This window comes from Paenibacillus sp. UNC451MF, from assembly GCF_000686845.1.
Taxonomy (GTDB): Bacteria; Bacillota; Bacilli; order Paenibacillales; family NBRC-103111; genus Paenibacillus_S.
The window spans coordinates 1-26,121 of the sequence record NZ_KK366025.1 but is presented as its reverse complement, the minus strand read 5'-3'; the positions used below and the strand labels follow the sequence as shown (position 1 = coordinate 26,121).

The window sequence follows — 26,121 nt, the reverse complement described above, 5'->3', positions numbered from 1 at the left end:
GGAGCCGCTTAGCATGAAACGGTTTGCATTTCCTTTTTTCCAGACAGCTGTCAACTGGAAGATCAAGCATAAAGTATTTTCGCTTATCTCTCTTATTATGGCGGTTTGTTTTCTTATTACGTATTTTTCGCTGCAGTATGCTTATTCGATCTATGACGAACAGCTTTATTCTAAATCCTCTCAGCTGCTCAACCTATCCTCAAGCGGGATTGAGAATGAACTGAAGAAGATGGACAGGCTATCGTTCAGTATAGCAACGGATTCGCAGATTCAAAGCATGCTGGTCTCAATCACTGACGATACGCCGGAATTTGAAAAATTGCGCATTCGTTCGTATATATCCGATAAGCTGGTACAATACGCAGGGTATGAAAAATATATTTACTCGATAGAGGTTACCGACTTGCTAGGTGAACAGGCTTTGGCAGGTCAATCCTCAACAGTGTCAAAAGAAAAAAAACAAATGATTCTTGACGAATCCGCCAAAGGCTCCGGAGAGATTCGCTGGATTCTCCCGGACTCCGAGGACGCGAATTTAATAGCCGCCCGTGAAATTCGCTCTTATCAAAATCAAAACTTCAGTCTGAATCGGATCGGAACGCTGGTCGTTCGTATTCGATTTGAGAAAATAGTAGATGACGTTATTGCCGGTACGGAGCTGAAGAACGGGGAAATGAGAATCGCTTCTGGTGAGCATATCATTTATCCGACCAAGCCGGATTATGAGCTAGGCTCGTTCGTTCCGATTACGGATCAATGGCAGCACAATTATGAGATCAAGCAATTCAACGGGCGATCTTATTTCTGGACACAAATTCAGTCAGGCTATTTGGGCTGGGCCTATCACAGTCTGGTCCCGTATGACACCATCTTCCAAAAAATCGTCCTGATGAAAAGGTTTCTGCTTATCGGTTTTATTGTTAGCTTGCTTGCGGTTATGGCGCTAGCCATTAATTTTGCAAGGAGCCTGACACGACCTATAGAAGACTTGATCGGCCGGATGAAGCAGGTCCAAAAAGGGGATTTCAGTCTTAGTGAATCGGAAACGGCGGATCCGATCGCTTTGCAAATGGATGAAGTCGGCCAGCTTCACCGCACCTTCCGCATGATGATGCAGCAAATCAACGAGCTGATTACCGAAAACTATGCCAAGCAGCTAACCATAAAAGAAACGCAGTTTAAAGCGCTTCAGGCGCAGATCAATCCGCATTTTTTGTATAACACATTGGAGTCGATTAACTGGCTTGCCAAAACAAACGGTCAGCCTCAAATTTCCAAAATGGTTGAGGCGCTAGGATTTTTACTAAGAAGCTCGATCAGTATGCGAGAAACATTGATTACGGTTGAAGAAGAATTGGAAATCGTGATGTGTTATATTACGATTCAGAAATACCGTTTTGAGGAACGGCTTGTGTTCGAAATGGATATTCCTGATGAAGTCAAAAGGCTCATGCTGCCTAAGCTGACATTGCAGCCTCTGCTGGAAAATTCCATCCATTATGCGCTTGAGCAGATGCTCGAACCGTGCACGATTCGAATTTATGCCAAAAGGGAACCCGATAAGATGCTTATCGTGGTGGAAGACAATGGACCCGGCATGGATGAAACGCTGCTTGAACAGGTTAGAAAAGGAGAAGCCCGCACGCGCGGCAGCGGGATCGGACTGAAAAATATAGAGGAACGTATCATCTTGGCCTATGGAGAAGAATACGGCATTCGGCTGGACAGTCAGCAAGATAAGGGGACAAGCGTCGCCATCATCATTCCGGATGAAACGAGGGATTAATGTGTACAAAGTACTGCTAGTAGACGATGAACGAATCATACTGGACGGCATATCTAGAATTGTGGATTGGGAGAGTGCCGGTACCGTTTTGGCGGGAACTGCTCGCAATGGTATTGAGGCCTACGATAAGATCATAGAGGATCCGCCTCACATTATTATTAGTGACATTAAAATGCCTGGGATGGACGGACTCCAGCTAGCGGCTAAAGTATCCGCTCAATTTCCGGAGATTAAGCTTATCCTTCTATCCGGCTTCGGAGAATTTGAATATGCTCAATCGGCTATTGAGTACGGTGTAAAGCATTATTTGCTAAAGCCATGTAACGAGAACAAGATAATGGAGGTTCTTCAAGAGCTGGTCTTGGAGCTGAACGAGGAACGTCAGAGCGAGCAATTCGTGAGCAATATGAAGGAAGGCTTGGCCAAGGTGCTGCCCCATGTGAAGGAGCAGTTTCTGAAAGAGTTTGTAACGAATAAAACTTATGGAAACCGGGATTGGGAATATTTCAGCCATTTGTTCCAATTGGATCTAGGCGATCGCAAGGTGAGACTGATCTTGTTTCATCTCGATGGTCCGTTCGAGTTTGAGCATTTGTTTGCTGTGAAAAATATTGCCGAAGAGCTGTTGGAAAACAACGTGTTAAGCTCAACCGTCGGAGATCACGTCCTTATTGTCGTGGAGAATACAACTACGGAGGGTATCCTTCAGGAACGGATTGGACTTATCCGTGAAACATTCCTGCGGTACTACAAGATTGATCTCACTATAGCATTGAGTGAAGCGGGTGAAATCACCCAGGCACGCAGCTTGTATAAGCAGACGCTTGAATGCTTAAATTACCGTTTCTACCTCGGTGAGGGAAGCTTGATCACAGAATTGGATATTGTCGGTTTGGGAAGAACGGAGATCGAGGAGCTCGGTTTTAACGAAGACAATTTGATTATGCAGATCAAAACAGGGAATAGGGAAGAGGCAGTACGTGAAATCGAGCTATTTTTCCTGAAGTTATCGGAGCTTCGTTCGGATATTACTACAGCCAAATCTTACGTTATTCAGCTGTTTATGGCGATGATAAGGCTAGGCGATTCCGAGAACATGCACGGATATATGGACAAAGTCGTGAAGCTGATGCAATTAGACACACTGCAGGCCATTCAATCGTTCTTTAAAGAGACTGCGGATGAGATCACATCAACGCATTACGAGCAGACGAAAACTAAGCACAGTGCCATCGTAAGCAAGGTAGTCGATATAATCAATGAGCATTTGGGAAACCCTGAGCTATCGCTGAATTGGGTTGCCCATCAAATGCTTTACATGAACTCGGATTATTTGGGCAAGCTATTCAAAAAAGAGACCGGCGAAAAATTTTCCAACTATGTGATGAGGGTCAGAATCTCCAAGGCCATTGAGCTAATTCATCAAAAATCCGACATTAAAATATTTGAGCTTGCCGAAGAGCTTGGATTCGGAGACAATCCTCAATATTTCAGCCAAGTATTCAAAAAGTATGCAGGCTGCACGCCGTCAGAATATATGAAAACGACTTAATGTTGGGCGGAACAACTCTGTTTTTTAAACAAGGTTGACGGTTTTTTGAATTCTTTTTCCTGGTCCAAAGCGAGATAATAGCAATGTAAAGACGAAGAACAGGGGAGGAAATAGAGATGAAGAAAGCGTTGCCAATGGTACTCTCGCTATCGATGATATTAACCGCTGCAGGGTGTGGAGGCGCGGCTTCCAGTGGGGATGCCGGCAAGAAGACGGATGCAGTAAGCTCGGGTTCGGGCAGTAAAGATCCGGTTACTTTGCGCATTGCATGGTGGGGCGGTCAAGCAAGACATGACTACACACTGAAAGTTATTGAGCTCTATCAACAAAAAAATCCTAACGTTAAAATCGAAGCTGAATATGCTTCCTTTGACGACTACTGGAAAAAACTAGCCCCGCAAGCGGCTGCTAATGGATTGCCTGATATCATTCAAATGGATATGTCTTACTTGAGCCAATTCGGTGGCAGAGGCCAGTTGGAAGATCTTCGTCCTTATACGACCAACGGTAAGCTGGACATGAGCGCAGTAAACGCGAACACGTTGAAAAGCGGCGAGTATGACGGCAAGCTGTATCAAATTCCTTTGGGCGTCAATGCTCTGGGAGCTACAGTTGATCCAGACATGCTGGCTAAAGCCGGTGCAAGCATGCCAGCAAAAGATTGGACTTGGGATGACCTCGATGCCTTAGGTGCAAAGCTGAAAGGCAATGGGAAAATCTTGATGGACTACTTGCGGTATGATGTATTCTTCCCTTACTACTTGCGTACGGTAGATCAAAAAATGTACAGTGCTGACGGCACAACCTTAGGATATACAGATGATAAAGCTTTCGTAGATTACTTCAAACGTTACCAAAAAATGTATGATTCCGGCTATTTGCTGAGCTTGGATAAATTGGCTCAAAAGAAATCTACACCAGAGGACGATGAAATGGTTCTCGGCAACGCCTTCGGCAGCTTCGCCTGGTCCAACCAATACGTAGCTTGGTCCGCTGCTGCTAAGCGTAACACGGAGCTCATTCCTATTCCAGGTCCGAACGGCAAAAAAGGCTTATTCTTGAAACCTAGTATGGGCTTCTCCATCACTAAAAATTCGAAGCAAAAAGAAGAAGCAGCTAAGTTCCTTGACTTCTTCATTAACGATATCGATGCGAACAAAATTATTAAAGGCGAGCGCGGTGTCCCTATTTCTTCCAAAGTAAAAGAAGCGCTGAAACCTACATTGACTCCTGCTGAAGCAAAAGTATTCGACTATGTAGCTTGGGCAGAAACCAACAGCAGCCCAATGGATCCTCCGAACCCTGTTGGTTCCGTAGAGGTAGAAAAGCTGTTGAAAGACTTGAGCGAGCAAATTTTGTATAAGAAAATTTCGGTTGAAGATGCTGCGGCGAAGTTCCGTAAAGACGCCAATGCCATCCTAGCAAAAAATAAAAAGTAACCCGTGAAGCGGATCAAGACAGTCTCCTGTGAGAAGTCTGATCCGCTTTTTTTGTATAGAAAGCCGAGTCTGTTTTTTAAACAAAATGAACGGTTTTTTGCATTCTTTAGTCTGAGAGCAGTCTTTATAATAAGGTTATAAGCTAAGAGAAGCAAAGCAAACTACATGCATAGGGGTTGAATACCATGAAGCTGCGGGACAACAACAATGTCGTCGGATACGTGTTTACCGCTCCGTTTATTATCGGCTTTCTTATCTTCACATTGTATCCTATTCTATCGTCATTGTATTACTCATTTACCGAGTATAACTTGATGGAAGCCCCCCGCTGGATCGGGTTTGATAACTACACCAAAATATTTACGGATGACGACAAAATATGGAAGTCATTTCAAGTTACTTTTACTTACGTATTTGCCAGCGTTCCGCTGAGACTTGGTTTTGCCCTGATTGTAGCCATGCTGCTTAACAAAGCCGCACGCGGCATCGGCGTTTATCGCTCGGCCTATTATCTTCCTTCCCTGATTGGAGGCAGCGTTGCTGTTTCCATCATGTGGACGCAAATCTTCGGTGATAAAGGGCTTCTCAACTCGTTCCTTGGAGTCATTGGGATTCACACGGAAACATCCTGGATCGGAAGTCCTGGAACGGCATTATGGACGTTGATTGCTTTGTCGGTATGGCAGTTCGGATCCTCGATGCTTATCTTCCTAGCAGGTTTGAAGAACATTCCTGCATCTCTGTACGAAGCGGCTAGCGTAGATGGAGCCAATAGCGTGTATAAATTTTTCAAAATTACGCTTCCGCTGTTAAGCCCCATTATTTTGTTTAACTTGATCATGCAGACGATTTCTGCGTTTATGACCTTTACTCCCGCTTATATCATTTCTCGTGGTGAAGGTGGACCGTTAGATAATACTTTATTGTACTCCTTGTACCTGTACCGCAGAGCGTTCGTTTTCTTCGAAATGGGTTACGCTTCGGCTCTCGCGTGGATTATGCTCATCATCATTGGCCTTATTACTTTGGTAATCTTCAAATCATCCAAGTACTGGGTGCATTACGAGGCGAAAGGAGACAAATAAGATGGCTGGAACCAAAACAATTTCAAACGTCTTCTATCACTTGATTGTTGGCTGCCTGGCGCTGCTCATGCTGTATCCGATAATTTGGTTGGCTGTAAGCTCGCTCAAGCCTAACGGTGAAATTTTCTCTCAAGCATACAGCTTGATTCCGAGTCGGCTTGAATTCGTAAACTACGCAACCGGCTGGAAAGGGTTCGCAGGGAATACGTTCGGCACATTCTTTAAAAACTCGTTTATTATCGTTATTTTCTCTACTATTGGTGCCGTAGCTTCTTCCGCACTCGTTGCATATGGATTAGCAAGAATCCCGTTCAAGGGAAGCGGCTTCTGGTTCGGTTGCGTCATGATGACCATGATGCTGCCGCATGACGTTACTGTCATTCCGCAATATGTTATGTTCGCTAAGCTGGAGTGGTTGTCTTCGTTCAAACCGATTATTGTACCAAGCTTTTTCGGAGTTCCGTTCTTCATATTCTTGATTATGCAATTTATCCGTACCATTCCGCCTGAAATGGATGAAGCGGCAAAAATGGACGGTTGCAATAAGTACTCGATCTTCTTCCGGATTATCGTTCCTATGATCATTCCGTCGCTGGTTACAGCAACCATCTTTCAATTCTATTGGAAATGGGACGATTTCATCAATCCGTTATTGTACTTGAATAAGCCTTCCCTGTATCCTGTATCGCTAGCTTTGAAGCTGTTCCTAGACGGAGATTCGATCAACAACTGGGGCGGGATGTTCGCCATGTCGACGCTTTCGCTGCTCCCTATCGTTATTGTGTTCTTTATATTCCAAAAATATATCGTTGAAGGGATCAGCACCAGTGGTCTGAAAGGTTAATTGGAGCCTAACCATTATCGAGTCTGTTCGAGAACGATCGAACAGACTCTCATCTTAGAGGAGGAATTATGGACATGCCAGCACTTATATATGATGAACAAGAAATCAGAACCGCTATCGATCGTGTAGTCCGGCGTACATTTCAAATGGATTACAACTGGGATTGGCCAGGCGGTGTTGCTTTTTACGGAGTAACAGAAGCTTATGAAGCGACTGGCAATCAGGAATATATCGAGCTGTTAAAAGGCTGGGTCGACGAACAACTGGAGGACGGGCTGCCGAAGCTGACGGTGAACGGGGTTTCCATCGGTCATTCGCTACTTAGCTTGTACAAAGCGACAGGAGACCAAAAATATTTGGATTTCGCGGTACAAATGGCAGATTTTCTGAAAAATGATGCAGAACGTTTCGCAGACGGTATTTTTCAACATACGGTGAACTCAGAGGACTATAACTTTCCTGAGCAGGCATGGGTTGATACGATGTTTATGGCCGGATACTTCTTGGTCAGAATCGGTACGATGCTGAGTCGCAACGACTACTTGGAGGATGGCATTAAGCAGTATCATGGTCATGAGGAGTTCTTACAGGACCCATCGACGAACTTGTATTATCATGGCTGGGACAACCTGGCACAAAGCCATATGTCCGGCATATATTGGGCGCGTGGAAACTCTTGGGCGGCCATCACAATGGCGCGGGCATTGAAATTAATTCACGTGACGCATCCTTCGTTCATGGTCATTGAGGGCTCCTTGCGGGATCAATTGGCCGCACTGGTACGCTTGCAGTCGGAAACTGGCCTATGGCACACGGTGTTGAACGATCCGACCTCCTATACCGAAACTTCAGGATCGGCAGGGATCGCAGCCGCGTTGATCTCGAGCGGTAAAATGTATAACAAGTATGTGAACAAATCCGTCGTAGGCATCCTTAGTCGTATTGATGAGGACGGTTCAGTCAGAGGCGTTTCGGCAGGAACTGCGGTTATGCGTGATGCGGAAGGCTACAAAGGCGTTCCGCACAAACGGATGCAGGGCTGGGGTCAAGGTCTGGCACTGACCTTCTTGTCTTCGCTGCTTACACGTCAAGAGTGGTAAAATGATTTGAGATGCCGACTGAAAAAGTCGGCATTTTTTTGCGTTCGGTTCTATCGGCACAACCCCATATTTTTTCAAATGTATAAGCTTACGCCCTACCCATCCAGAAAGGCTGACGTATGATAATACAAAAGTTTAGAAGGTGGTTACCTATGCCGATCAAAAACGGAAAGCAGTATGTCGATCGTCTGAATAAATCCAATCCGCATATTTGGGTTCAAGGGAAGCGGGTAGACGGTCCAGTATCCAGTCATCCTGCTTTTCGCGGGCTGATTTCTACCCAGGTGGAGCTCTATGACATGCAAGGGGGAGAGGGGTATAAGCCGCGGATGACTTATACGTCCCCCACAACCGGAGATCCGGTTGGATTATCTTTTCTTCGCCCGGAATCCCGTGAAGATCTCGAACGGAGAAGAATCATGATGTCGTTATGGTGTGATCGCCATCATGGATTATTGGGCCGTGCTCCGGATTACATGAATACTGCCATTATGGCGTTCGGTGCGGCTGCAGATTTGCTGAAAGAGAATAATCCACAGTACGCCGAGAATATGAAGAAGTACTACGAATACTGCCGGGAAAACGATATTACACTCTCTCATGCGTTTATTCTGCCTCCAACCGCGAGAATGTCGAGCTTTATGCGGACATTGGAAGAGCCGGATGCTCCGAGAGTCATCGAGAAGACGAAGGAAGGAATTATCGTAAGCGGTGCCTTCTTACTTGCAACTCAGGGTGCGACTGCGGAAGAAATTCTTATATTCCCGCCTGCACTGCCTTCGTTCGCGGATGAGAACCTCCATGCCTTCGCATTTGCCATTCCTAATGATCTTCCCGGCTTGAAGTTTATTTGCAGAGAAAGTCTGGTTGCAGGGGATTCAGCACACGATTATCCACTTAGCTCGAAATTTGAGGAGATGGATACGCTGGTTGTGTTGGATCATGTGCTTGTGCCGCATGATCGTGTGTTTATATACGGGGATGAGACCCTATTAGGCAAATTTATCGAGGAAAGCCATTTTCACACTCATGCTACTCATCAAGTATTGTGCAGATGCATTGCTAAGACGGAGCTTATGCTCGGAACTATAGAGTCTATCGTTCAAGCACTTGGACTCCGCACTTATACGCAGGTGATAGAGAAAGTATCGGAAGTGATTACAGTACTTGAAACTTTAAAAGCTTTGCTTATCGCATCGGAGGTTCAAGCTAAACCGGACCAATGGGGAACGATGCTACCGAATCCAAGCTCGCTATATACGGCGAACTGTTTATACCCGAAAGTGGTTCCACGGTTAATGGACATCATTCAACTGATTGGAGCCAGCGGCTTGGTTATGATTCCGAACGATCAAGATTTTCAGTCGGAGATCGGTGCCGATTTGACTAGGTATTTAAAAGGAATAGAGGTGGACGCTCAGCAAAAAGTACGTTTGTTTCGACTGGCGTGGGAGCTGAGTTCAAGCTCCTTTGCAGGAAGGCAGAGCTTGTATGAGCGGTTCTTCTTCGGAGATTCCGTGAAAGTCTCTTCACGGCTTTACTACAACTATGCTAACAAGGATGCTTGCGCGGATAAAGTGAGGCGCTTATTGACCTAGAGGGATAAAGAGAAACGCTGAACGAGGGTTCAGCGTTTTTAACGTTGTCTGCCATAGTCGTATTTAAAATAGCTCACAAAGAGCAGTATAGCGGTAATAATGTGACAGATCATACCAACAATCGGAATCCAGGCGATGCACGAGGTGACGATTCCGGCAATACTTCCATGCTTATCTTTATACTCTTTCAACGCTAGCACGAGCGTAATGATGTGGAGGACAAACATGATAAATAATGGAACATAGGCAAAGCCGATCACGATCGATCCGCCTAAAATCGGAATCCCCAGAATACCTTCCAGAAGGGCTGTTATAAGTAAAAAAATTCTTGCATTACTCACTGTATCCCATCCTTTCATGGTTATTTTATACTAAAATTTACTATTCGCCATAAAAGCCCAAACCCCTGCAAAGTATGACAAATTTCAACTCCGATTCCTAAAAAAATCCAATTGAACACGTTAACATGTTATAATAAGCGAGATATTAATAATGGGAGGATTCATGAAAGATGGGGACTTTGTTTCTGAAGGATGGGGTTGTACCCGGTTCGCTTAAGATTGCCTTTTTGGGAGATAGCATTACAGATAACGGTCGTTATATCGCCTTTGTACACGCTTACTTTACACAGCATATGCCGGGTCAAAACATAACTTTCATTAATCTTGGAGTGAGCAGTGAAACCGCTTCAGGACTTAGTGAGCCAGAGCACCCGTTTCCACGCCCTTGTATCCATGAGCGGATCGATGCCGCGCTGAAGGAAAGCAACCCGGACTGGGTTGTTGTCTGCTATGGAATGAATGACGGTATTTATCATCCGTTTTCAGAAGACCGCTTTGCAGCGTATCGTAACGGGATACTTTCCTTAATTCATAAAATTATGCAGGCAGGGGCCAAGGCGATCGTGATGACGCCGCCACCGTTTGATGTCAAATCAATTAAGCGAGATCTGGCAGATGAGTCTGATACGAGAGATGGAGAGGGGGAGAGTCCTTCTTACAGCTGGAAAAATCCTTATGCCCGTTATAACGATGTGTTAAAACGATATGCAGACTGGTGCCTTACTCTTAAAGACGAAGCTGATGCAGTGATCAATATTCATGATCGGTTAGCTAAAGACTTTGAGAGGGCTCATGCCGAGAATCCTGATTATTCTTCAGGTGACGGCATTCATCCGAACCAAAGAGGTCACTGGGTCATCGCCCAAACCTTGCTCAGTCGATTGTTCAATATTTCGCTGGAGAGGACACCGGATTATGTAGGGCTGCCGGATAACGCGCTTCCGAAATGGTTTGCACTAGTCATGCAACGCCATCGATTTCTAAGTGCCGGATGGAAGGAGCATGTGGGCCATACAAACCCGAGTAAGACACCGGCGCTTCCATTGGCGGAGGCCATAAGTCAAGCAGCAGAGCTTGATGCGGAGATACATCATGCGCTTGCTGAATATCGCAGCGTTAATGGCAGTATTGATTCGGAGTGGAAGGGTTATTCCCGGACGGATTATGATTTTGAAGGGCGGGAAGTAATTGTTGTTGCACCGCAAAAACCTGCTTCGGGGCGTCCCTGGATCTGGAGAACGGAGTTTTTCAATGCATTTGCCTATGCGGATATGGCTTTACTTGAACAGGGCTGGCACATTGTATATTACAGACTGAGCAATATGTACGGTTGTCCGGGTGCTGTGGAGCGGATGCATCGGTTTCACGCTCATGTGATCAGGCAGTTTGAGCTGGCAGCGAAACCGGCATTGTTCGGCTTCAGTCGCGGAGGCCTTTACGCGGTTCAATACGCAGCTACATATCCGGACGATGTGCTGGCGCTTTACTTGGATGCTCCGGTGCTTGATATCACGAGTTGGCCTGGAGGTAAAGGCAGTGGCGTTCCTTCACAACAAAATTGGGAAGACTGCTTGGCAGTTTACGGTCTAACCGAATCAACAGCACCTTATTTCAAAGAAAATCCTTTGGATAAAGCTGAGGTATTGGTTAAGGCTGGCATTCCTATCTTGATCGTTGCCGGAGATGCGGATGAAGTGGTGCCTCTGGAGGAAAATACGGCTATTTTTGAGAAAAAGCTGAAGCAATGGGGAGGCAAACCGCAAGTTATCATAAAGCCGGGAGTGGGACATCATCCTCACAGCTTGGAAGAGCCGCAGCCGATCGTAGATTTTATTCAATCCGCCAAAGCGAACCGAATGTAATGATATAAAACAAAACGCTCCGAGCAAAGGCGTTTCGCCTAACGTCGGAGCGTTATTTTTTTATGCCTTTACATTGAACCCATGGCCATTTTGCCCTGTGAATGACGGTACAATTGGTCATAGTAGCCTTGTTTTTCAATCAGCTGCGTATGATTTCCTTCTTCTACGATTTCACCTTGCCGCATGACGATGATACGATCCGCCTGCATAATCGTCGATAAACGATGCGCAATAACCAGGGTAGTTCTACCCGCAGAAACGACATTCAGTGCCGATTGGACTAACTGCTCCGTCTGGGAGTCGAGATTCGCGGTTGCTTCGTCCAAAATTAATATTTTCGGCTGGAACACTACGATCCTTGCAAAAGAGATAAGCTGACGTTCACCTGCTGAGAGACCACTGCCTCTCTCTGAGAGCAGAGTATCATATCCGTCCTTCAAGCGTTGAATAAGCGGATCTGCGCCTACGAACGTACAGGCCTCAATAACCTGTTCACGGGTAATGGTCTCATCGAAAAGGCGGACATTATCTACAATACTTCCCGAGTAAAGGAAAGGCTCCTGCTGAACAAGGCCGATGATTCGGTGAAGCTGCTCCTGCGGAATGTTCCGAATATCGGTTCCGTCAATGAGAATGCTTCCTTTGTTCACGTCATAGAATCGGCAAAGCAGACTCATAAGAGAGCTTTTGCCGGCACCGGTCGTTCCAACGATTCCGATCATTTCACCTGCATGGATATGCAGATCAAGGTCACGAATAACGGGGATTCCTTCTTGGTAACCGAATTGAACGTGATTGTAGTCAATTTGGCCTTTAAGTTCTGCTAAGTCCACTTGAACTGGCTTATCAGCGTCCTTAATGTCCGGTTTGATGGAAAAGATTCGATGCAGCCGGTCCATGGAAACCGTAGTGGACTGAAGCGTATTCCACTGCTGGGTAATGGAGTTGATAGGCTGGAAAAACTGTCGTATATACGTAATGAAAGCATATAGAACACCGAATTCTATCGTATGATGAAACACCGCCATACCCCCGATCCAGGTTAGGAATGCGACAGATAAATTGCCCAGAATATCAAAGGAACGGTTAAACAGCACATTGGTACGAATTTCGCGCAGGTTGGCACGGTAATAACGGGTGTTTTGCTCTGTAAACCGCTTCTCCTGCTCTTTTTGCTGATGAAATGCTTGAATCAAATTCATGCCTGCCAAATTCTCAGCAACGAAGGCGATCAATCGAGATAATTGCGTACGTGCGATTTGATACGTCTTGCGCATATACGAACGAAAACCAATGGCAATGATCGCAATAACAGGCAGCAGAATCATGCTGTAGCCTGCCAATACAGGATCAAGATGGAACATAAGGATGATGATGAATACTAAGGTCATCCCATCCCTAATCAAGCTTAGGAACACTTGAGTAAAGAACTGGTTCAGTGATTCGGTATCGCTCGAAACGTGGGTAACGAGACTGCCGCTTTGAAACCGGTCAAAGAACGGCATCGACAGCTTGGAAATATGCTCGAACAGCTCTTTTCTTATCCGACCTACGATGCTTTGCCCCGTGAACTGGAGCAGATTGTTCTGAATGTAGGTAAATACAAGGCTGATGACGGAAAGCAGTAAATAAACACCACATATGACTGTCAGCATACTAAAATCATTCTTGCCGATTAACAAATTGTTATCTATGGCGATCTTCACCAAATAAGGCTGCAGCAAATCGGCCGCGATAACCAGCATTGTACAGCAAAAGATAAGCAGAAACTTCCAACGGTGAGGTTTCGCATAAGCTAATGTAGAGCGAAATGCCGCACGCCGGTCTTCCTTGCTGACGTGGTAAGCGGTGCTGATTTCCTCCTGCGGCTTCATGCTACCTGTTTCCTTCGGCATAACGGGTTCCCTCCTCCTGAATGGAATATAGGGTAGCGTAAATTCCTTCCTCTGCCATCAATTGATGGTGAGTTCCCCGCTGTACGATCCTTCCCTCATCCAGTACTATAATTTCATCTGCGTGTTTAATGGCGCTGATCCGGTGTGCGATAATGATCGTCGTTTTATTTTTCCGCCCGAGACGGAGGTTTTCGATGATCTTCGTTTCCGTAACTGCATCGACCGCACTGACGCTGTCGTCCAAGATTAGTATAGGTGCGTTCTTGATGAATCCACGCGCCAAGCTCGTTCTTTGCCTTTGTCCCCCAGACAGTGTGACGCCGCGCTCACCGAGCTTGGTCTCGAACTGGTCGGGGAATTCCATGATATTATCATGAATTTGTGCCTGCTTGGAGGCCTTGGCAATTGCATCAAATGCGGAATCCCGATTAAAGAAAGCAATATTGTCGCGAATTGTCGTGCTGAACAGAAAACCATCCTGAGGAACGTAAGCGATATCATTTCTCAGGCTTTCCAGTGTTAGCTGGTGAATATCATCATTTCCGATTGTGATTGTTCCTTTAGGAGGATCATAAATCCGCAGGAGCAGCTTCACGAGCGTCGTTTTGCCGCTTCCGGTTTTCCCGATGATGCCAACCGTCTTGCCAGGCTGTATTGTAAGGTTGATATCGTGCAATGCCGATTTGGGTGAGTCGGGATATGCAAACGTTAAACCTTTGATACGAATTCCTGCAGAGTTGAGCTGCAGCGGTTTTGCTTGAGCGGTTTCCTGAATGTCAGGCTTAAGATCGAGCAGTTGATTGATCCGTTCAAGCGAAGCGCGAGATCTTTGCATTGTATTGATAACGTTGCCAATTTGCTGAAGTGGGTTGACCATCATACGTAGGTACAAGGTTAGTGATACGAAATTACCTAATGTGATCTTATGCTGTATCGTCAAGTAACCGCCGAAAAGGATCGATACGATCAGCGACAGTGCACCTAAGAAAGGCAAAATAGCTTGGAATAAGGAAGAAAGTCTAACTAGTCTCAGCTGATTGTCGGTGATGTTATCGACGGTTTTGCCGAAACGCTTACGCATAATGTTTTCAACCGCAAATTTTTTGGTTACTCGGATACCCCCGAATTGTTCCTCTGCCGATTCCGTCATTTTGGCTAATGATTCCTGTACCTTCATAGAACGCTTGCGAATGAGCGGTCCGAAGTATACGACGACAATGGGAATTGCGAGAAGCGGGATTATACAGACGATAATCAGGTAGAAAGGAATGTTGGTTAACGACATCATTACAATTACGGAAATAATAAGGATAACCGCGTTCGTCGTTTGGTTAAAACCGCTGGAGATGGCCTCTCTCACACTAGTCACGTCGTTCATCACATAGCTTAACAGTCGTCCGACGCCATTCTTTGAATAGTAGCTCTCGCTAAGCGTTAAGAAATGCTGGAACAGCCTTCGGCGGGTAAAGAATTCGAACCTCCGTCCAAGACGCATGACTGTGTACTGGCCAAGTCCGACCAAAACCCCGTAGATGAGTCCGATTTCCAACAATAGTACGCTGTAGTCGACAATGATCTTTTCCGTGATTCCATCCGATTGCAGCTGATCCGTAAAATTACCCAGAACCCTCGGATAATAAGATTGAGTAATATTTGCAACGCTGGTGAAAACAATAGCCAGTAAGTAAAATAACCAATGAGCTTTAAGATAATCCGCTAGCAGTCGCCGCTCCTTCAATAGAATCCACATCCTGTTTGTTATTATGGTCTCGATTGTTAATTATACTTCGGCACACTAAATATTTCATCCATCCTTAGCATACTCCAGATGTTATTTTCAGAGTGAAATCCCGAGTATGGAGGAATAACAGCTGTTATTCTTCCAATTTCTCCTTTTTACGGCTATTACAAGGTCCATATGAAAAAAGGACAAAACGGACTGTATGACCATCCGACTTTGTCCTATATGTTAAAGACATTAAACCATTTACTTCTTAACTAGGAATTTTCTTTCTGTTCTCTATGTACTGGATTCAGCGGGATATTGGGACTGAATACGAGAGAATTTGCAGGCGTATCAAAGTAAGAGGAGTTAGCTATAGTCTCTGCATCTCCAACTAGAACAATGGATGCTCCCCCGACGCCGCTAATTTTCATATCGCCGACATGAATGCACTTATTTTTGACGGTCATTTTCATTGTGGACTGCTCTCCTTTCATAAATGGATGAATACATGGAAACACCCGTCATAAACTACAATAAAGACATTTTATTAAAAAGGATGTCATGATATGCCGGCCTTGGTTGGAGTGATTAACGTAAATATTATTAGCGGCGTGTTCAATGTTGGCGATGTGGGGATCATCTCTCCAAGTACGTTCAGTACAACATATGCAGGTGGAGGATCATTCAATTCCGGTAATACGTTGAATATTCACAATGAGTCGAGCGTCATCAATGTGTACGGTTCTGAAGCTTATGTGCAAAGAAGCGTTGACTCATCACAAACCCCGGTTATCCAAGAGGAGGAACAGACATCATGAATTTGTTTATTCAGCAAAACATTGTCATACATACCCTGAAAATTGAAGCAATATCGAATTCGTCTGTCCTTCAGATTGGCAGCGCCGGTATCATTAAACCGGTATCTCAGCTGTTTAATACGGGGGGATTCACTGAGCCTGCTCCGGCTCTAGGAGGATCTACAATTCCGTTTATTCCTCTATCTGAACCCAGATTATAAAGGTCGTATTGAAACGTCTGGTAATTGAACCCGTTAGGTATTGTGGGAGAGGTTGATCGATATGTACTACTTGAGCCCGGAAATAATGCGCTATATGCAGCAGGTGAACGAGTGCTTACAATATCAGAATCAGCAAATACAGCAGTTGAATGTAAAGATCGATGAGCTGATGAAAGAAATCAATGCTTTAAAAAGAAAAAATCCCGAACCTCCTGTGGTCCGTAACGAATACCGGTTTGATTTGCTAAAGGTGGAGAAGCTGGAAGGAACCTTGAACATCGGCATCAATCCGAATGCGCAGGACTCTGACTCCTCCATCGAGGAATACTCAGTGGGGCAGTCCGTGAGCGCTCCATCTTCCGGGGAAATGAGCACTCCACAGACGTTCGAGGGAATTCAAAGCAAAGTGGATGACTATTTCAACAGCGGAGCTTATCAAGCATTAGAGCATTATGAACAGATGTATCAGAACCCTTTGGATGAACCCTACCGCAGGTTTATTGTAGAAGATGTAAAAAAACAAATCGACAAGCGCATTCATTATTATATGAACAAAATGGGATCAGAGCGGAACGGGAATATGCAAGATTCTATCTTTGAAGAAGTGAAGCGAGATATTGAAAGAACCTTTGAAGCGTTTATCAAAAATTTGCCGCGCAGGGAGGGTGGCGCTTAATGGAATTTAATGTTATTAACGGAGAAATTAATGTTAATAAGATCGATATTACCTACCTAAGTACTTCATCCGTGTTTTTCGTAGGGGATATCAGGTCGATAACGCTGCTCGGCGCTTTTGAATCACCACCCGAGAAAGTGATAGTTGGGGTAACGATCCCTTTCATTGAGTAAATCCAGCGTTATATAATTGAACAAGGAGGGTATTCAGTGGATCAGAGAGTGTCGACTGTTGGCTATTTGAAGATCAATACGTTGGGGGTCGCCACGGTTCTGGAGATTGGTGATTCCGACCAGCTGACGCCATTCAATTATACGATCGCTGTACAACGGGAGAAAGCGATTTTTATTCAAAACGAATTTCGTTTCTCCGATTATTCCTTGTTCTCCCGATCACTTCTGGTGCCGATAATTAATGAAAATATTTACATGTCCCGAGTTAACGAAACGCCCAACATAACCGTGAATAAAATCAATATGTTCCTAGCATCATCTTCTTCTATCTTTCATATCGGTTCGAGCGATAATTTGCAAGCCCAGTCACGGATCAAGCATATCCGGCATCTACTGAAAGAAAGGCCTGATATGACATGAATGAATGGAGGGGGGAATTGCTTTGCCATCAATTGTTCAGTCCGTGAATATTAACAGCAACAGCGGGACGGTCAATTTTGGAGATGCACTGAGCATTTCACCTACGACCAATTCCAAATCCGTTTCAGGTCAAGGCGGAAGTAATACGGGCAATATCGTCAACACCTTAAATGGCCCAAATATTAATAATGTGTCGGATGCTGCTTTAATCGATCAGCCTACGGCTACACTGAGATGAACGGTCGGTAAAAGGGGGAAGGCTTAAATGGATCCTAAACATAATCCCTTTTCGGAATTTGACTGGAGCCAGTTCGAACAATATTTCCGCGGTATATTACCGCAAAGCTCAGCTGATCCAAAGAACAAGTCCCATTGGGTAGAAGATTATGTACAGCAAATATTGAAGGAAAACGTGCCAACCATGGACTCCAATTCTAATGTTACTCGTTATGATACAGAGATTATAGAGACCATGGAGCATCTTATCTTGAAAATTAATATTCCGGATAGAGCTCAAGCACGAAAAGTTAACGTGTTTACAGCTGAGCATCAAGTCAAGCTGGAGGGGAAGGATAACCGGGAGATTCAATGGCTCCGTCTTCCGCATCCGGTGGACCCAACGAGCTGTAGGGCAGTATACAAGGACGGGGCATTACAGCTGCAGCTACGCAAACGGGGGAAGGAGGAGCCGTTTCATCAAACGGAGGTTGAATTTCCTACTTAGATGGGAGAAAGGCAGAGGAACGTAGTGTTCTTCTGCCTTTTTGTTTGTTCGTATATAAGGCTACTCTTGTTGTTGAACACAGTACAAGCGTCCAGTTTCTTCCCAAATCTCTCCGGGGTTCAAAGAGATCAAGCCTGTTTGCTCGGCTGGAAGTGGAACCGAAGGAGCGTTGACCAGATTGATCTGCGGCTCCGGGCAAAAGAAGCCTTCAGTCGCATTATTATTCCAGATCATCCATTGCTTGAAGGAGGTACCTACGTCGTAAACGAGAGTGACACGATTATATGTATCCGTTAGTTCCATACGGTTACGGCCATTTTGCGGCTGTGATGTATAATGGTTGTCCATCGCTTCGAAGTAAGGAGAGAGACCCGTAGTTTTCATAAGCTCTTCCTCCTCAGTAAGAGGTTGAAACTGTCCTGTAGGTAGCATGCGTTCATTGAGAGCCCAACGCTGTCCTGTAGTCATCTTGAAACGATAGTCCGAAGCTTGGCTATTGGAAGCGAATGGAGCATTAATGGATGTGTGGAACGCTAATAGACAAGGCATCGATTCCGCACCGTCGTTGCGGACGAGAATGTGCTGGTGCAAGCCCATTTCATTTAATGTGTAGCTAAGCTTCATGGAGAATTCATGAGGGAAGTATTTATAGACCGGATGCTCCGTACCGACTTTCTGAACAAGCGTTATTCGGCTGGAGTAGTCATCTGCGCTGAACTGCTCTACTGCCCAAGGAATATCATGGAAAAAACCATGTAAATGGTTTCCTGTACTAGGCTCGTTCACCGGAAACTCGTAACATTTGCCGTTCCATGGGAATTTGCCGTCTTCATACCGGTTTGGCGGGAAGAGTACTGGGATGCCGTGAATGATGGGTTTTGCTTTAAAAGATTCCATCTCCGAAAGTGTAGGCTCATGCAAAAAACGATATTGATTCACCGTGTCGCGAAAAGCGATGCAGTTGCCTCCAATGGCAGGCAGGATAACAGCTTCATAAGAACCATACGTCAGCCATACCGCGGGCTCACCCTGGTAAGGGGCTTCATAGGCTTTGGATTGTAAAGTAATCATAATTGCCTCCTAAATTTCTATGTAAGATCTCCTTTTCAGAATACCATAAGGAATGAATGAATAGAATCTTGTTATGTGTAAACTACTAAAACCAATTGGAAAATAGAGGATATGAAAGAGTTCTCAAGAATATAGAAACTAGGAATAAATAATGGCGAGGTGAACGTATCCATGGTTGAGAAATACCCACTGGCAAATGAACCCGGTCGAACAATGGTTGTTTTTGCTAAAGACGGAAAGTTCTATGGTCATATTCTAAAAGATAAGACGGATAAAGCGCCGGCAAAGTTTGTTTTTGAAACACAACGATTTCAAACGATTGAAGAATTGAAAGCGGAGTATCCAGGTAGCTAGAGTTAGAGATACTCCAACATTATACCACTAGGAGTCGAGAAGATGAAGGAAGGCTGGGAACGGACTGGGGGGACAACTCCTTTAAATTTAGAGCAGTTGAATGAAATCATTCATCCGGCTTTTACAGGCAAACGGATCGTTGCGGCTGAACGACTGGGCGTCGGTTTAAGTAACTCGAATTACAAAATCTTTCTCGAGTCTAAAGACAATCCCTACGTGCTGCGGATATTCAATGGAAGCGGAGATGTCTTGCAGAAGGAGAATGCTATAGCCAAATGGGTTCACGAAACGGTACCGGTTGCTGAATATATTCATATGGATACGAGTTGTAGTATATTGGATAAACCTTGGTGTGTGTTGGAATGGAAAGAGGGCACTCTTCTACGTGATGTTCTGAAGCACGGGACTACTGAAGATATTGCTGCAGCAGCGTCTTCTGTAGGCGGTGTACTTGCCAAAATCCACAAGTACAAATTTTCGAATGCCGGCTTTTTGGATAAAGATCTATGCATCCATCATCCTCTTCCTATGAGCGGTGAGCAGTTTGCTCTGATTATGGAACAAATCTTGTTCCAGAGCCCGTGCTGTAGCTGGCTTGGAGAGGAGCTTTCACGGAGGCTTTGGTCATTTTGCCAAGCCAACAGCTTGATATTGTCGGAAACTAGGGACAAGCCGGTACTCGTTCATTCGGATTTCAATGGCCTAAATATATTGATGCAGCAGGATCGAGCTGGTTATTCCGTCTCGGCTGTTCTCGATTGGGAGTTTGCCTTTTCGTGGAGAAGGCATGTCGATCTCGCCAATATACTGCGGTATGAGGAGGATGGGTCCCTTTTTGAAAAGCATTTTATTAGGGCCTATCAGGAACAAGGAGAAGAACTTCAGGAAAACTGGAAGCTAATATCCAAATTGGAGGATCTCGTGGCCTTATGCGACATGCTGAGCCATTGTACTGAGAGTACGCCTAATCGCACCCGTGATCTCCAGCAGTTAATAGCACGGACCATTCAGAAGTAGTGTGGAAATAGTTATAATATAACAAGCCGGCTTCTCAAAAGGAGGAGCCGGCTTGTTATTATTTAGGAAATGAAGCTTATTTAATCAAGCCCATCAGTGTCGTGATTGTTTTTTTCTGATGTGGTAGTGGCTGATTAAGCCTATTGCGGTCAACCAGCTCGTTCATTAGTCCAAACGTATGAAGTGATTGATTTAAGGAGCTGAAGCATAATGTCTTGGGCCAAATCCTCTGCTTCCTCCCGATTCTGTGTTCGGTTGGAAAAGGTTGGGGATTGCAATATTTTTTAAAAAATAATGGACTATCGAAAAATGAAAAAATCGGTTCTTTCATTCATCTAGTAAGTAGATTAATATGATGCTTACATAAATGTAAACTAAAAAGGAAGTGGAATGATGAATTTACAATCAATTGATCTTGTGGGCGTTCGCGCTAAACTGATTCCTCTTGATAGAGAGCATGCTGAAGGCTTGTACAGGGCTGCATCAAATCCTGAAATATGGACTTATCTTCCGGAGAAAATTAACTCCGCAGAGGATGCACGTAATTTTATAGAGAAGGCTTTGATTGAAAAGGAAAAAGGAACGGAGATCCCTTTCGTCGTATGGGACCAGGAAACTCAAAGTATAGTAGGCTCTACGAGGCTGATTAATATTTCCAAACCGAATCGCAACGTGGAAATCGGATGGACATGGTATCATCCGTCCGTATGGAGATCACGTATTAATACAGAGTGCAAATATTTGCTTTTGAAGCATTGCTTTGAAACCATGGGCACCGTTCGTGTGCAATTTTGTGCGGATAAGAGAAATGTGCGATCCAATCAGGCGATTCAAAGGCTTGGTGCGGTCAAAGAGGGGGAGCTGCGACGTCACCGGATATTGAACGACGGTTATATACGCGACACCTGTGTGTACAGCATTGTTGATCAAGAATGGCCTCAAATCAAATTAAGACTGGAAAGCTATTTGGGGTAAGGAGAAGCGGTTGCTGAAATCAGGCAGAAGCAAAGTTGTCTTTATTTGTAATCAACTTGTAATATGTTTTTCACCTGGATTTAATGTACACGATCTATAATGTACTCAAGACCCCCTTTTTAATATATAACTTTAGACCCGCATCCCGTTGATGTGGGTCTCTTTTTTTTGGTTAATGAAAATTTGAAGCTGTCGACATAATGCAGCAGTCCTCTCCCTATGAATGAATTACAATCAAAACATCTATGAGTAGGGGGGATATCGTATATTGAAGACCTATGATGTGATTATGATCGGCAGTGGGCATAACGCTTTGATTGCAGCAGCTTATTTGACACGCGCAGGACGCAGCGTGCTGGTCCTTGAAAAGAACGATCGACCGGGAGGCTTCCTGAGAACCGAGGAGCTGACGCTTCCCGGCTTCAAGCATGATGTCTACGCAGCTGCTCATCCTTTATTGCTGACAGGCCCAGCGTATGCCGACCTGGGTAAGGATTTGGAAGCCAGAGGACTACGTTACATCAATACGGACTTGCCGACGGGTGTTTCGATGGAAGACGGAAGGACCGGGATATTTCCTCGTTCCATGGAGGCGTTTGTGGAAGAAGCCGAGTCTATCTCTCCTGGAGACGGTGCCTCGTTGACCCGTATGTTTGATGAATTCAATCCATATGCTGGAGATGTATTTGGATTATTTAATCTGGATTTAACGTCGCCGGAAGCAACCGCAACGCTGAAGAAACTGCTTCACGACAAGGGACGGCCAGGCTATTCAGCTTTCGCTGCTTCCGTGTTGTCTACTGCTCGTCAAGCGGTTAGTTCATTTCATTCTCCAGTCATGCGTTCTATGCTGGCTCCATGGGTTACACATCTCGGTCGTACTCCAGATGAGGTTGGAAGCGGGATTTGGGTTCCGCTAACAGCTATGGCACTGATGGCAGGAGGCATGCCGATTCCAGAAGGCGGAAGCGAGATGCTTGCTCGAGCCCTTGTGCAGCTCGTCCGAGATCACGGCGGTACAATTCAGACGAACAGTCAAGTTCATCGTATTAAGGTGGAGCACGGTCGCGCTGTCGCCGTACGTACGGTTGGAGGCGAAGAATTTCATGCTAAGCAAGCAGTTGTTGCTTCGACCGGACCCGATCAGCTGTACCTCTCCCTCTTGGCTAATACGAAAGTAAGTCCTGTTTTGCGTGAGCAAGCCAAGCGATTCCGTTACGGCCGAGGCTGCGTACAAATCCACCTTGCTTTGAGTGAGCCGCCTAGATGGCCGGATCCACGGTTCAATAGAGTCGGGCAGCCTCATTTGACTGATGGGTTAGATGGATTTACACAGGCGATAGCGCAGGGAATGGCTGACTTACTTCCGACTAAGCCGACTTTTACAGTGGATTGCTCCACTAATCTGGACCCAACCCGCTCTCCGGAAGGGAAGGCCATTATGCGGATTCAAGTACTCGAGGTGCCTTGCCGTCCTCGAGGAGATGCGGCAAGCCAAATCGATGTGGGTGATGGAAGCTGGACCGAGGATCTGACGGAACGCTTTACCGAGCGTGTGTTGTCTATCGTAGGTAGACATATTTCGAATATCCCGAGCGCTGTAATCGGCAAGTATGTAGTCACACCAGATAAAATTGCTCGATTCAACATCAACTCTGGACCTGGAGATGCTTATGGAGGATCACATGATTTAGCGCAAAGCTATCTGCTTCGACCGCTTCAAGCGCAACCGAGTCATCAGACGGAAATACCGAACCTGTACATGCTCGGAGCTGCGACTTGGCCGGGACATGGAATCAACGGAGGGTCAGGCTACATCGTAGCGCAGAAGCTGCTTTCTAAATAAACAGAAACCAGGCTGCTATGAGAGCAGTCTGGTTTTTTGGTATACAAGAGCTCGATAAGCTTGAATATAATGCAATTAGAAAGAAGGAGATGTTCAGTGACAGTTTCAGCTGAAACTCATGCACTAGAGGATTCTATCATTCGCGAGGAGATTTTCGCACATCTAGAACAAGAGTTAAAGGTAAAGATTCGTAGCTATAGTGCTGTTCATATGGGGTTTCGTAATTGGAAATGGATTGTAATCACGCAATCTGGCAAGCTGTTCGTAAAATGCTATCATCCCAAGCGTTATCCGTTAACAGATGTAAAATGTAGATTAACTATCGCCAGATCATTATCTATTCAACAAATAGTGCATGAACAAGCTAAAGTATGTCCAGCCATATTAAGCCAGGACGGAAAATTTATTTTCGAATCGAATTCAGGTTATTTCTATGTGGTTATGGAGCATTATGAAGGAACGACGCCGGCAGGGGCCGGACGTTTGGATCCAGAGATGATGTTCCGATTTGGACAGGCTGCCGGACGTATGCACAGTGTACTATCCCGTCATCCGGGAGAAGGAGAGCCTTGGACGCCTACTCTTGAAACAATGCAAGAGAAATGGAAGATGCAGTTTGAAAGGGCAGCAGATTTGCCTGCTTCCAAAACCCGGCTCAAGCGTGTTCTTGAACGACAGGGACAGCTGCTGTCCCAACTGGATCTATCTATATTCCATCATTTGGAGCCTGGTTGGGCACACTGGGATTTATGGGTTGATAATATGCTGGTTGGAGCAGACGGGGATGTATGTTTTGTCGATTTTGATACGATTCAGTTCGGTTATCAGGAAATCGATGTGGCAAGAGCGATCTTATCGGCTGCCTTACATGAAGGGCAGCTTCGTCTTGGACCAACAGCAGCGTTCTTGAGGGGATATAGAGAGGAACGCCCGTTTCCTCTGGGGAGATTATCGTTATCCTTGAAATTATTATGGTGCCGCGAGGCCCATTGGTGGTTAAAAACGGAGATGGACGCGTTCAGCGCGCCCCCCAAGCGCTTTGCTGAGGAAATGATCTGGCTAATGGAGCATTGGGACTATTTGGATGGCTGGTTCGGACCGAGTGGGGCGGTAATCAAATAAAAAGAGACATGCGCCGTGAAGGCATGCCCCTTGAGTAATTTTTCAATCTAATTTGCTCTTATTTCCAACAGCTCGTATTTGATTTCACCCATTGGAGCGTTGACTACGACAACGTTTCCAACGGATTTGCCCATAAGCGCACTGCCCAAAGGACTTTCATAGGATATTTTGTTTTCGAGCACTTCCGCTTCGGAAGGGCCTACGATCCTATATTCAATTTTTTCCGAAAACTCCATATCCAGCAGAACGACTACTGAGCCTACATTAACGGCAGAAGTGTCTACTTTATCAACGACACGAGCTCTTTTTAACATTTTCTCAATCGTTAAAATTCTTGTTTCCATGAATGACTGCTCATCCTTGGCGGAATGGTATTCGCTGTTCTCCTTTAAATCGCCATAGCTGATAGCAGTTTTAATGCGGCTGGCTAATTCCTTGCGTTTTACTGTTTTGAGCTCTTCGAGCTCCTGTTCTAATTTGGCCAGACCATCTGGAGTTAATATAATTTCTTCGTTTGCCATTCCTGCATCTCCTAATTCCCTATACAATTTCGATTCATGTTCATTATTGCATTGTACACTATTTTAAGCCGTGATGCGAAAAAGTGACGATCATTTTCTTGTAACAATTTGCCTGCTGATACGTATGTACTTTCTAAGACTGTTACGAACAGCTTGGAAGGTGGAAAAGATATGGATTGGAATTATCATTTTTTTTGTAATGTAGGTGATGGATATGAGTAGTCTGCTTTCATGGGCTTCAGTCCTTGGAACCGGCATATTGGAACTATGGGCAGCGATTCCGCTTGGCTTTGCTCTTAAGCTTCATCCTGTTATGACAGCATTCCTGAGCTCATTAGGCTCTATAGCCAGTGCAATTGTCGTTATTTTCTTCGGATCGTCGCTGCGCAATTGGCTAGTACGTCGATTTCAAAGCAAATCGGGAGGAAGAGGCGGCACTATGACCCGCATTTGGCATAAGTATGGCATTGCTGGACTTGGTTTATTGTCTCCACTTATAACCGGAGCTCCATTGGGAGCAGCAATCGGTATTTCGTTCAGCGCCGAGCCACGAAAGCTGTTTTTGTGGATGACGATCGGGATTGTATTTTGGAGTGCAGTTCTGACAGCTGCGGTAGCATATGGAGTAAGCTTTACTCCGCTGGGTGGAGAATAGAGGAGCAGGATAGGGCGAACAAGTTGTAACCCAGCATTGCTCGATAAAAAAAGCCGTATCACGGCTTTTCAGGCTGTCGAGAAAGTAAGTCTCGACAGCTTTTCTTTTGTTCAGTTAATTCAATACAGCACCGCGTTAATATGGTATAATTATTGTAACATTGATAACAGAAGGTGTAGGGTATGCTGCGTTCGAATCGAGATAAACAACAAAACTACGAGCTGGTATCCATTGAAGATTTAGTTCCAGCTGATCATATGCTCCGCAAGATTGATAAGTACATCGATTTTTCCTTCATAGATGAAAAGGTCCGTCACCTCT

Annotated in this window: 28 protein-coding genes and 1 pseudogene; 22 read left to right on the top strand and 7 right to left on the bottom strand. The window is 45.1% G+C overall.

Going from position 1 to position 26,121, the window contains the following annotated elements; genetic code table 11:
• Nucleotides 1-13 precede the first annotated feature (13 nt).
• From BP97_RS0132595 to hpaB, 7 genes are all read left to right on the top strand, one after another.
• Entirely contained in the window at nucleotides 14-1,786 is a 1,773-nt protein-coding gene (locus BP97_RS0132595) for a sensor histidine kinase (protein WP_028552819.1), read from the top strand.
• 1 nt (nucleotide 1,787) lies between these two features.
• Nucleotides 1,788-3,338, top strand: a complete 1,551-nt coding sequence (locus BP97_RS0132590) for a response regulator transcription factor (protein WP_028552818.1) — start codon at nucleotides 1,788-1,790, stop codon at nucleotides 3,336-3,338.
• A gap of 116 nt (nucleotides 3,339-3,454) precedes the next feature.
• Nucleotides 3,455-4,777: an ABC transporter substrate-binding protein gene (locus BP97_RS0132585; RefSeq protein WP_028552817.1), complete on the top strand. Its 1,323-nt coding sequence runs from the start codon at nucleotides 3,455-3,457 to the stop codon at nucleotides 4,775-4,777.
• Between the two features lie 185 nt (nucleotides 4,778-4,962).
• Nucleotides 4,963-5,862, top strand: a complete 900-nt coding sequence (locus tag BP97_RS0132580; protein ID WP_028552816.1) for a carbohydrate ABC transporter permease — start codon at nucleotides 4,963-4,965, stop codon at nucleotides 5,860-5,862.
• A gap of 1 nt (nucleotide 5,863) precedes the next feature.
• Nucleotides 5,864-6,706 carry a carbohydrate ABC transporter permease gene (locus tag BP97_RS0132575; protein WP_028552815.1) on the top strand — a complete coding sequence of 281 codons (843 nt, stop codon included), beginning with the start codon at nucleotides 5,864-5,866 and terminating at the stop codon, nucleotides 6,704-6,706.
• Nucleotides 6,707-6,780: 74 nt separating this feature from the next.
• Entirely contained in the window at nucleotides 6,781-7,806 is a 1,026-nt protein-coding gene (locus tag BP97_RS0132570) for a glycoside hydrolase family 88/105 protein (protein ID WP_028552814.1), read from the top strand.
• Nucleotides 7,807-7,958: 152 nt separating this feature from the next.
• On the top strand, nucleotides 7,959-9,404 hold the full coding sequence (gene hpaB, locus BP97_RS0132565) for a 4-hydroxyphenylacetate 3-monooxygenase, oxygenase component (RefSeq protein ID WP_028552813.1): 1,446 nt from the start codon (nucleotides 7,959-7,961) through the stop codon (nucleotides 9,402-9,404).
• A 38-nt stretch (nucleotides 9,405-9,442) separates the two neighbouring features.
• Here hpaB and BP97_RS38275 read toward each other — a convergent pair whose 3' ends face one another.
• Complete coding sequence (locus tag BP97_RS38275; protein WP_036746980.1) at nucleotides 9,443-9,745, bottom strand: hypothetical protein; 303 nt, start codon at nucleotides 9,743-9,745, stop codon at nucleotides 9,443-9,445.
• Nucleotides 9,746-9,915: 170 nt separating this feature from the next.
• Between BP97_RS38275 and BP97_RS40010 the strand changes: the two genes are divergently transcribed.
• Nucleotides 9,916-11,607: an SGNH/GDSL hydrolase family protein gene (locus tag BP97_RS40010; RefSeq protein WP_081824480.1), complete on the top strand. Its 1,692-nt coding sequence runs from the start codon at nucleotides 9,916-9,918 to the stop codon at nucleotides 11,605-11,607.
• A gap of 68 nt (nucleotides 11,608-11,675) precedes the next feature.
• On the opposite strand, the gene BP97_RS0132550 is transcribed toward BP97_RS40010, so the two are convergent.
• The 3 genes from BP97_RS0132550 to BP97_RS0132540 all read right to left on the bottom strand — a co-directional run bounded on the left by BP97_RS0132550 (nucleotide 11,676) and on the right by BP97_RS0132540 (nucleotide 15,701).
• On the bottom strand, nucleotides 11,676-13,502 hold the full coding sequence (locus BP97_RS0132550; RefSeq protein ID WP_081824479.1) for an ABC transporter ATP-binding protein: 1,827 nt from the start codon (nucleotides 13,500-13,502) through the stop codon (nucleotides 11,676-11,678).
• Complete coding sequence (locus tag BP97_RS0132545) at nucleotides 13,483-15,240, bottom strand: ABC transporter ATP-binding protein (protein ID WP_028552810.1); 1,758 nt, start codon at nucleotides 15,238-15,240, stop codon at nucleotides 13,483-13,485. Before BP97_RS0132545 ends, BP97_RS0132550 begins: the two co-directional genes overlap by 20 nt.
• A gap of 260 nt (nucleotides 15,241-15,500) precedes the next feature.
• Entirely contained in the window at nucleotides 15,501-15,701 is a 201-nt protein-coding gene (locus BP97_RS0132540) for a hypothetical protein (protein ID WP_028552809.1), read from the bottom strand.
• A 93-nt stretch (nucleotides 15,702-15,794) separates the two neighbouring features.
• On the opposite strand from BP97_RS0132540, the gene BP97_RS39290 reads away from it, so the two are divergent.
• The 7 genes from BP97_RS39290 (at nucleotide 15,795) to BP97_RS0132505 (ending at nucleotide 18,239) form a co-directional block, all read left to right on the top strand.
• On the top strand, nucleotides 15,795-16,046 hold the full coding sequence (locus BP97_RS39290; RefSeq protein ID WP_051621139.1) for a spore germination protein: 252 nt from the start codon (nucleotides 15,795-15,797) through the stop codon (nucleotides 16,044-16,046).
• Entirely contained in the window at nucleotides 16,043-16,246 is a 204-nt protein-coding gene (locus BP97_RS0132530; protein WP_028552808.1) for a spore germination protein GerPB, read from the top strand. The genes BP97_RS39290 and BP97_RS0132530 overlap by 4 nt, the downstream gene beginning before the upstream one ends.
• A 61-nt stretch (nucleotides 16,247-16,307) precedes the next feature.
• A complete protein-coding gene (gene gerPC / locus BP97_RS0132525) occupies nucleotides 16,308-16,922 on the top strand; it encodes a spore germination protein GerPC (RefSeq protein WP_036746977.1) in 615 nt (204 codons plus the stop codon).
• Nucleotides 16,922-17,095: a spore gernimation protein GerPD gene (locus BP97_RS40520; protein ID WP_156043480.1), complete on the top strand. Its 174-nt coding sequence runs from the start codon at nucleotides 16,922-16,924 to the stop codon at nucleotides 17,093-17,095. The genes gerPC and BP97_RS40520 overlap by 1 nt, the downstream gene beginning before the upstream one ends.
• A gap of 36 nt (nucleotides 17,096-17,131) precedes the next feature.
• Nucleotides 17,132-17,515: a spore germination protein GerPE gene (locus BP97_RS0132515; RefSeq protein ID WP_028552806.1), complete on the top strand. Its 384-nt coding sequence runs from the start codon at nucleotides 17,132-17,134 to the stop codon at nucleotides 17,513-17,515.
• A 22-nt stretch (nucleotides 17,516-17,537) separates the two neighbouring features.
• The gene (locus tag BP97_RS0132510) at nucleotides 17,538-17,753 is read left to right on the top strand and encodes a spore germination protein (RefSeq protein ID WP_028552805.1); all 216 of its coding nucleotides are present in this window, start codon (nucleotides 17,538-17,540) and stop codon (nucleotides 17,751-17,753) included.
• Nucleotides 17,754-17,780: 27 nt separating this feature from the next.
• Complete coding sequence (locus tag BP97_RS0132505; RefSeq protein ID WP_028552804.1) at nucleotides 17,781-18,239, top strand: Hsp20/alpha crystallin family protein; 459 nt, start codon at nucleotides 17,781-17,783, stop codon at nucleotides 18,237-18,239.
• Nucleotides 18,240-18,299: 60 nt separating this feature from the next.
• Here BP97_RS0132505 and BP97_RS0132500 read toward each other — a convergent pair whose 3' ends face one another.
• The gene (locus BP97_RS0132500; protein ID WP_036746976.1) at nucleotides 18,300-19,310 is read right to left on the bottom strand and encodes an aldose 1-epimerase; all 1,011 of its coding nucleotides are present in this window, start codon (nucleotides 19,308-19,310) and stop codon (nucleotides 18,300-18,302) included.
• Nucleotides 19,311-19,481: 171 nt separating this feature from the next.
• Here BP97_RS0132500 and BP97_RS0132495 point away from each other — a divergent pair, with 171 nt between their 5' ends.
• On the top strand, nucleotides 19,482-19,664 hold the full coding sequence (locus tag BP97_RS0132495; protein WP_028552802.1) for a hypothetical protein: 183 nt from the start codon (nucleotides 19,482-19,484) through the stop codon (nucleotides 19,662-19,664).
• Between the two features lie 42 nt (nucleotides 19,665-19,706).
• On the top strand, nucleotides 19,707-20,681 hold the full coding sequence (locus BP97_RS0132490; protein ID WP_028552801.1) for a phosphotransferase family protein: 975 nt from the start codon (nucleotides 19,707-19,709) through the stop codon (nucleotides 20,679-20,681).
• A gap of 149 nt (nucleotides 20,682-20,830) precedes the next feature.
• On the opposite strand, the gene BP97_RS41820 is transcribed toward BP97_RS0132490, so the two are convergent.
• Entirely contained in the window at nucleotides 20,831-20,959 is a 129-nt protein-coding gene (locus tag BP97_RS41820) for a sigma factor (protein WP_197035580.1), read from the bottom strand.
• A gap of 115 nt (nucleotides 20,960-21,074) precedes the next feature.
• Between BP97_RS41820 and BP97_RS0132485 the strand changes: the two genes are divergently transcribed.
• From BP97_RS0132485 to BP97_RS0132475, 3 genes are all read left to right on the top strand, one after another.
• Nucleotides 21,075-21,656, top strand: coding sequence for a GNAT family N-acetyltransferase (locus tag BP97_RS0132485; protein ID WP_028552800.1), 582 nt, complete (start codon nucleotides 21,075-21,077; stop codon nucleotides 21,654-21,656).
• 268 nt (nucleotides 21,657-21,924) lie between these two features.
• Entirely contained in the window at nucleotides 21,925-23,502 is a 1,578-nt protein-coding gene (locus BP97_RS0132480; RefSeq protein WP_028552799.1) for a phytoene desaturase family protein, read from the top strand.
• 96 nt (nucleotides 23,503-23,598) lie between these two features.
• Nucleotides 23,599-24,624: a phosphotransferase enzyme family protein gene (locus BP97_RS0132475; RefSeq protein ID WP_028552798.1), complete on the top strand. Its 1,026-nt coding sequence runs from the start codon at nucleotides 23,599-23,601 to the stop codon at nucleotides 24,622-24,624.
• Nucleotides 24,625-24,671: 47 nt separating this feature from the next.
• On the opposite strand, the gene greA is transcribed toward BP97_RS0132475, so the two are convergent.
• Nucleotides 24,672-25,145, bottom strand: a complete 474-nt coding sequence (gene greA / locus BP97_RS0132470; protein ID WP_028552797.1) for a transcription elongation factor GreA — start codon at nucleotides 25,143-25,145, stop codon at nucleotides 24,672-24,674.
• 214 nt (nucleotides 25,146-25,359) lie between these two features.
• Here greA and BP97_RS0132465 point away from each other — a divergent pair, with 214 nt between their 5' ends.
• Together BP97_RS0132465 and BP97_RS40515 are read left to right on the top strand one after the other, a co-directional pair.
• Nucleotides 25,360-25,800 carry a small multi-drug export protein gene (locus tag BP97_RS0132465; RefSeq protein WP_028552796.1) on the top strand — a complete coding sequence of 147 codons (441 nt, stop codon included), beginning with the start codon at nucleotides 25,360-25,362 and terminating at the stop codon, nucleotides 25,798-25,800.
• A gap of 182 nt (nucleotides 25,801-25,982) precedes the next feature.
• Nucleotides 25,983-26,121: pseudogene (locus BP97_RS40515) on the top strand (IS5/IS1182 family transposase); the annotation flags it as partial.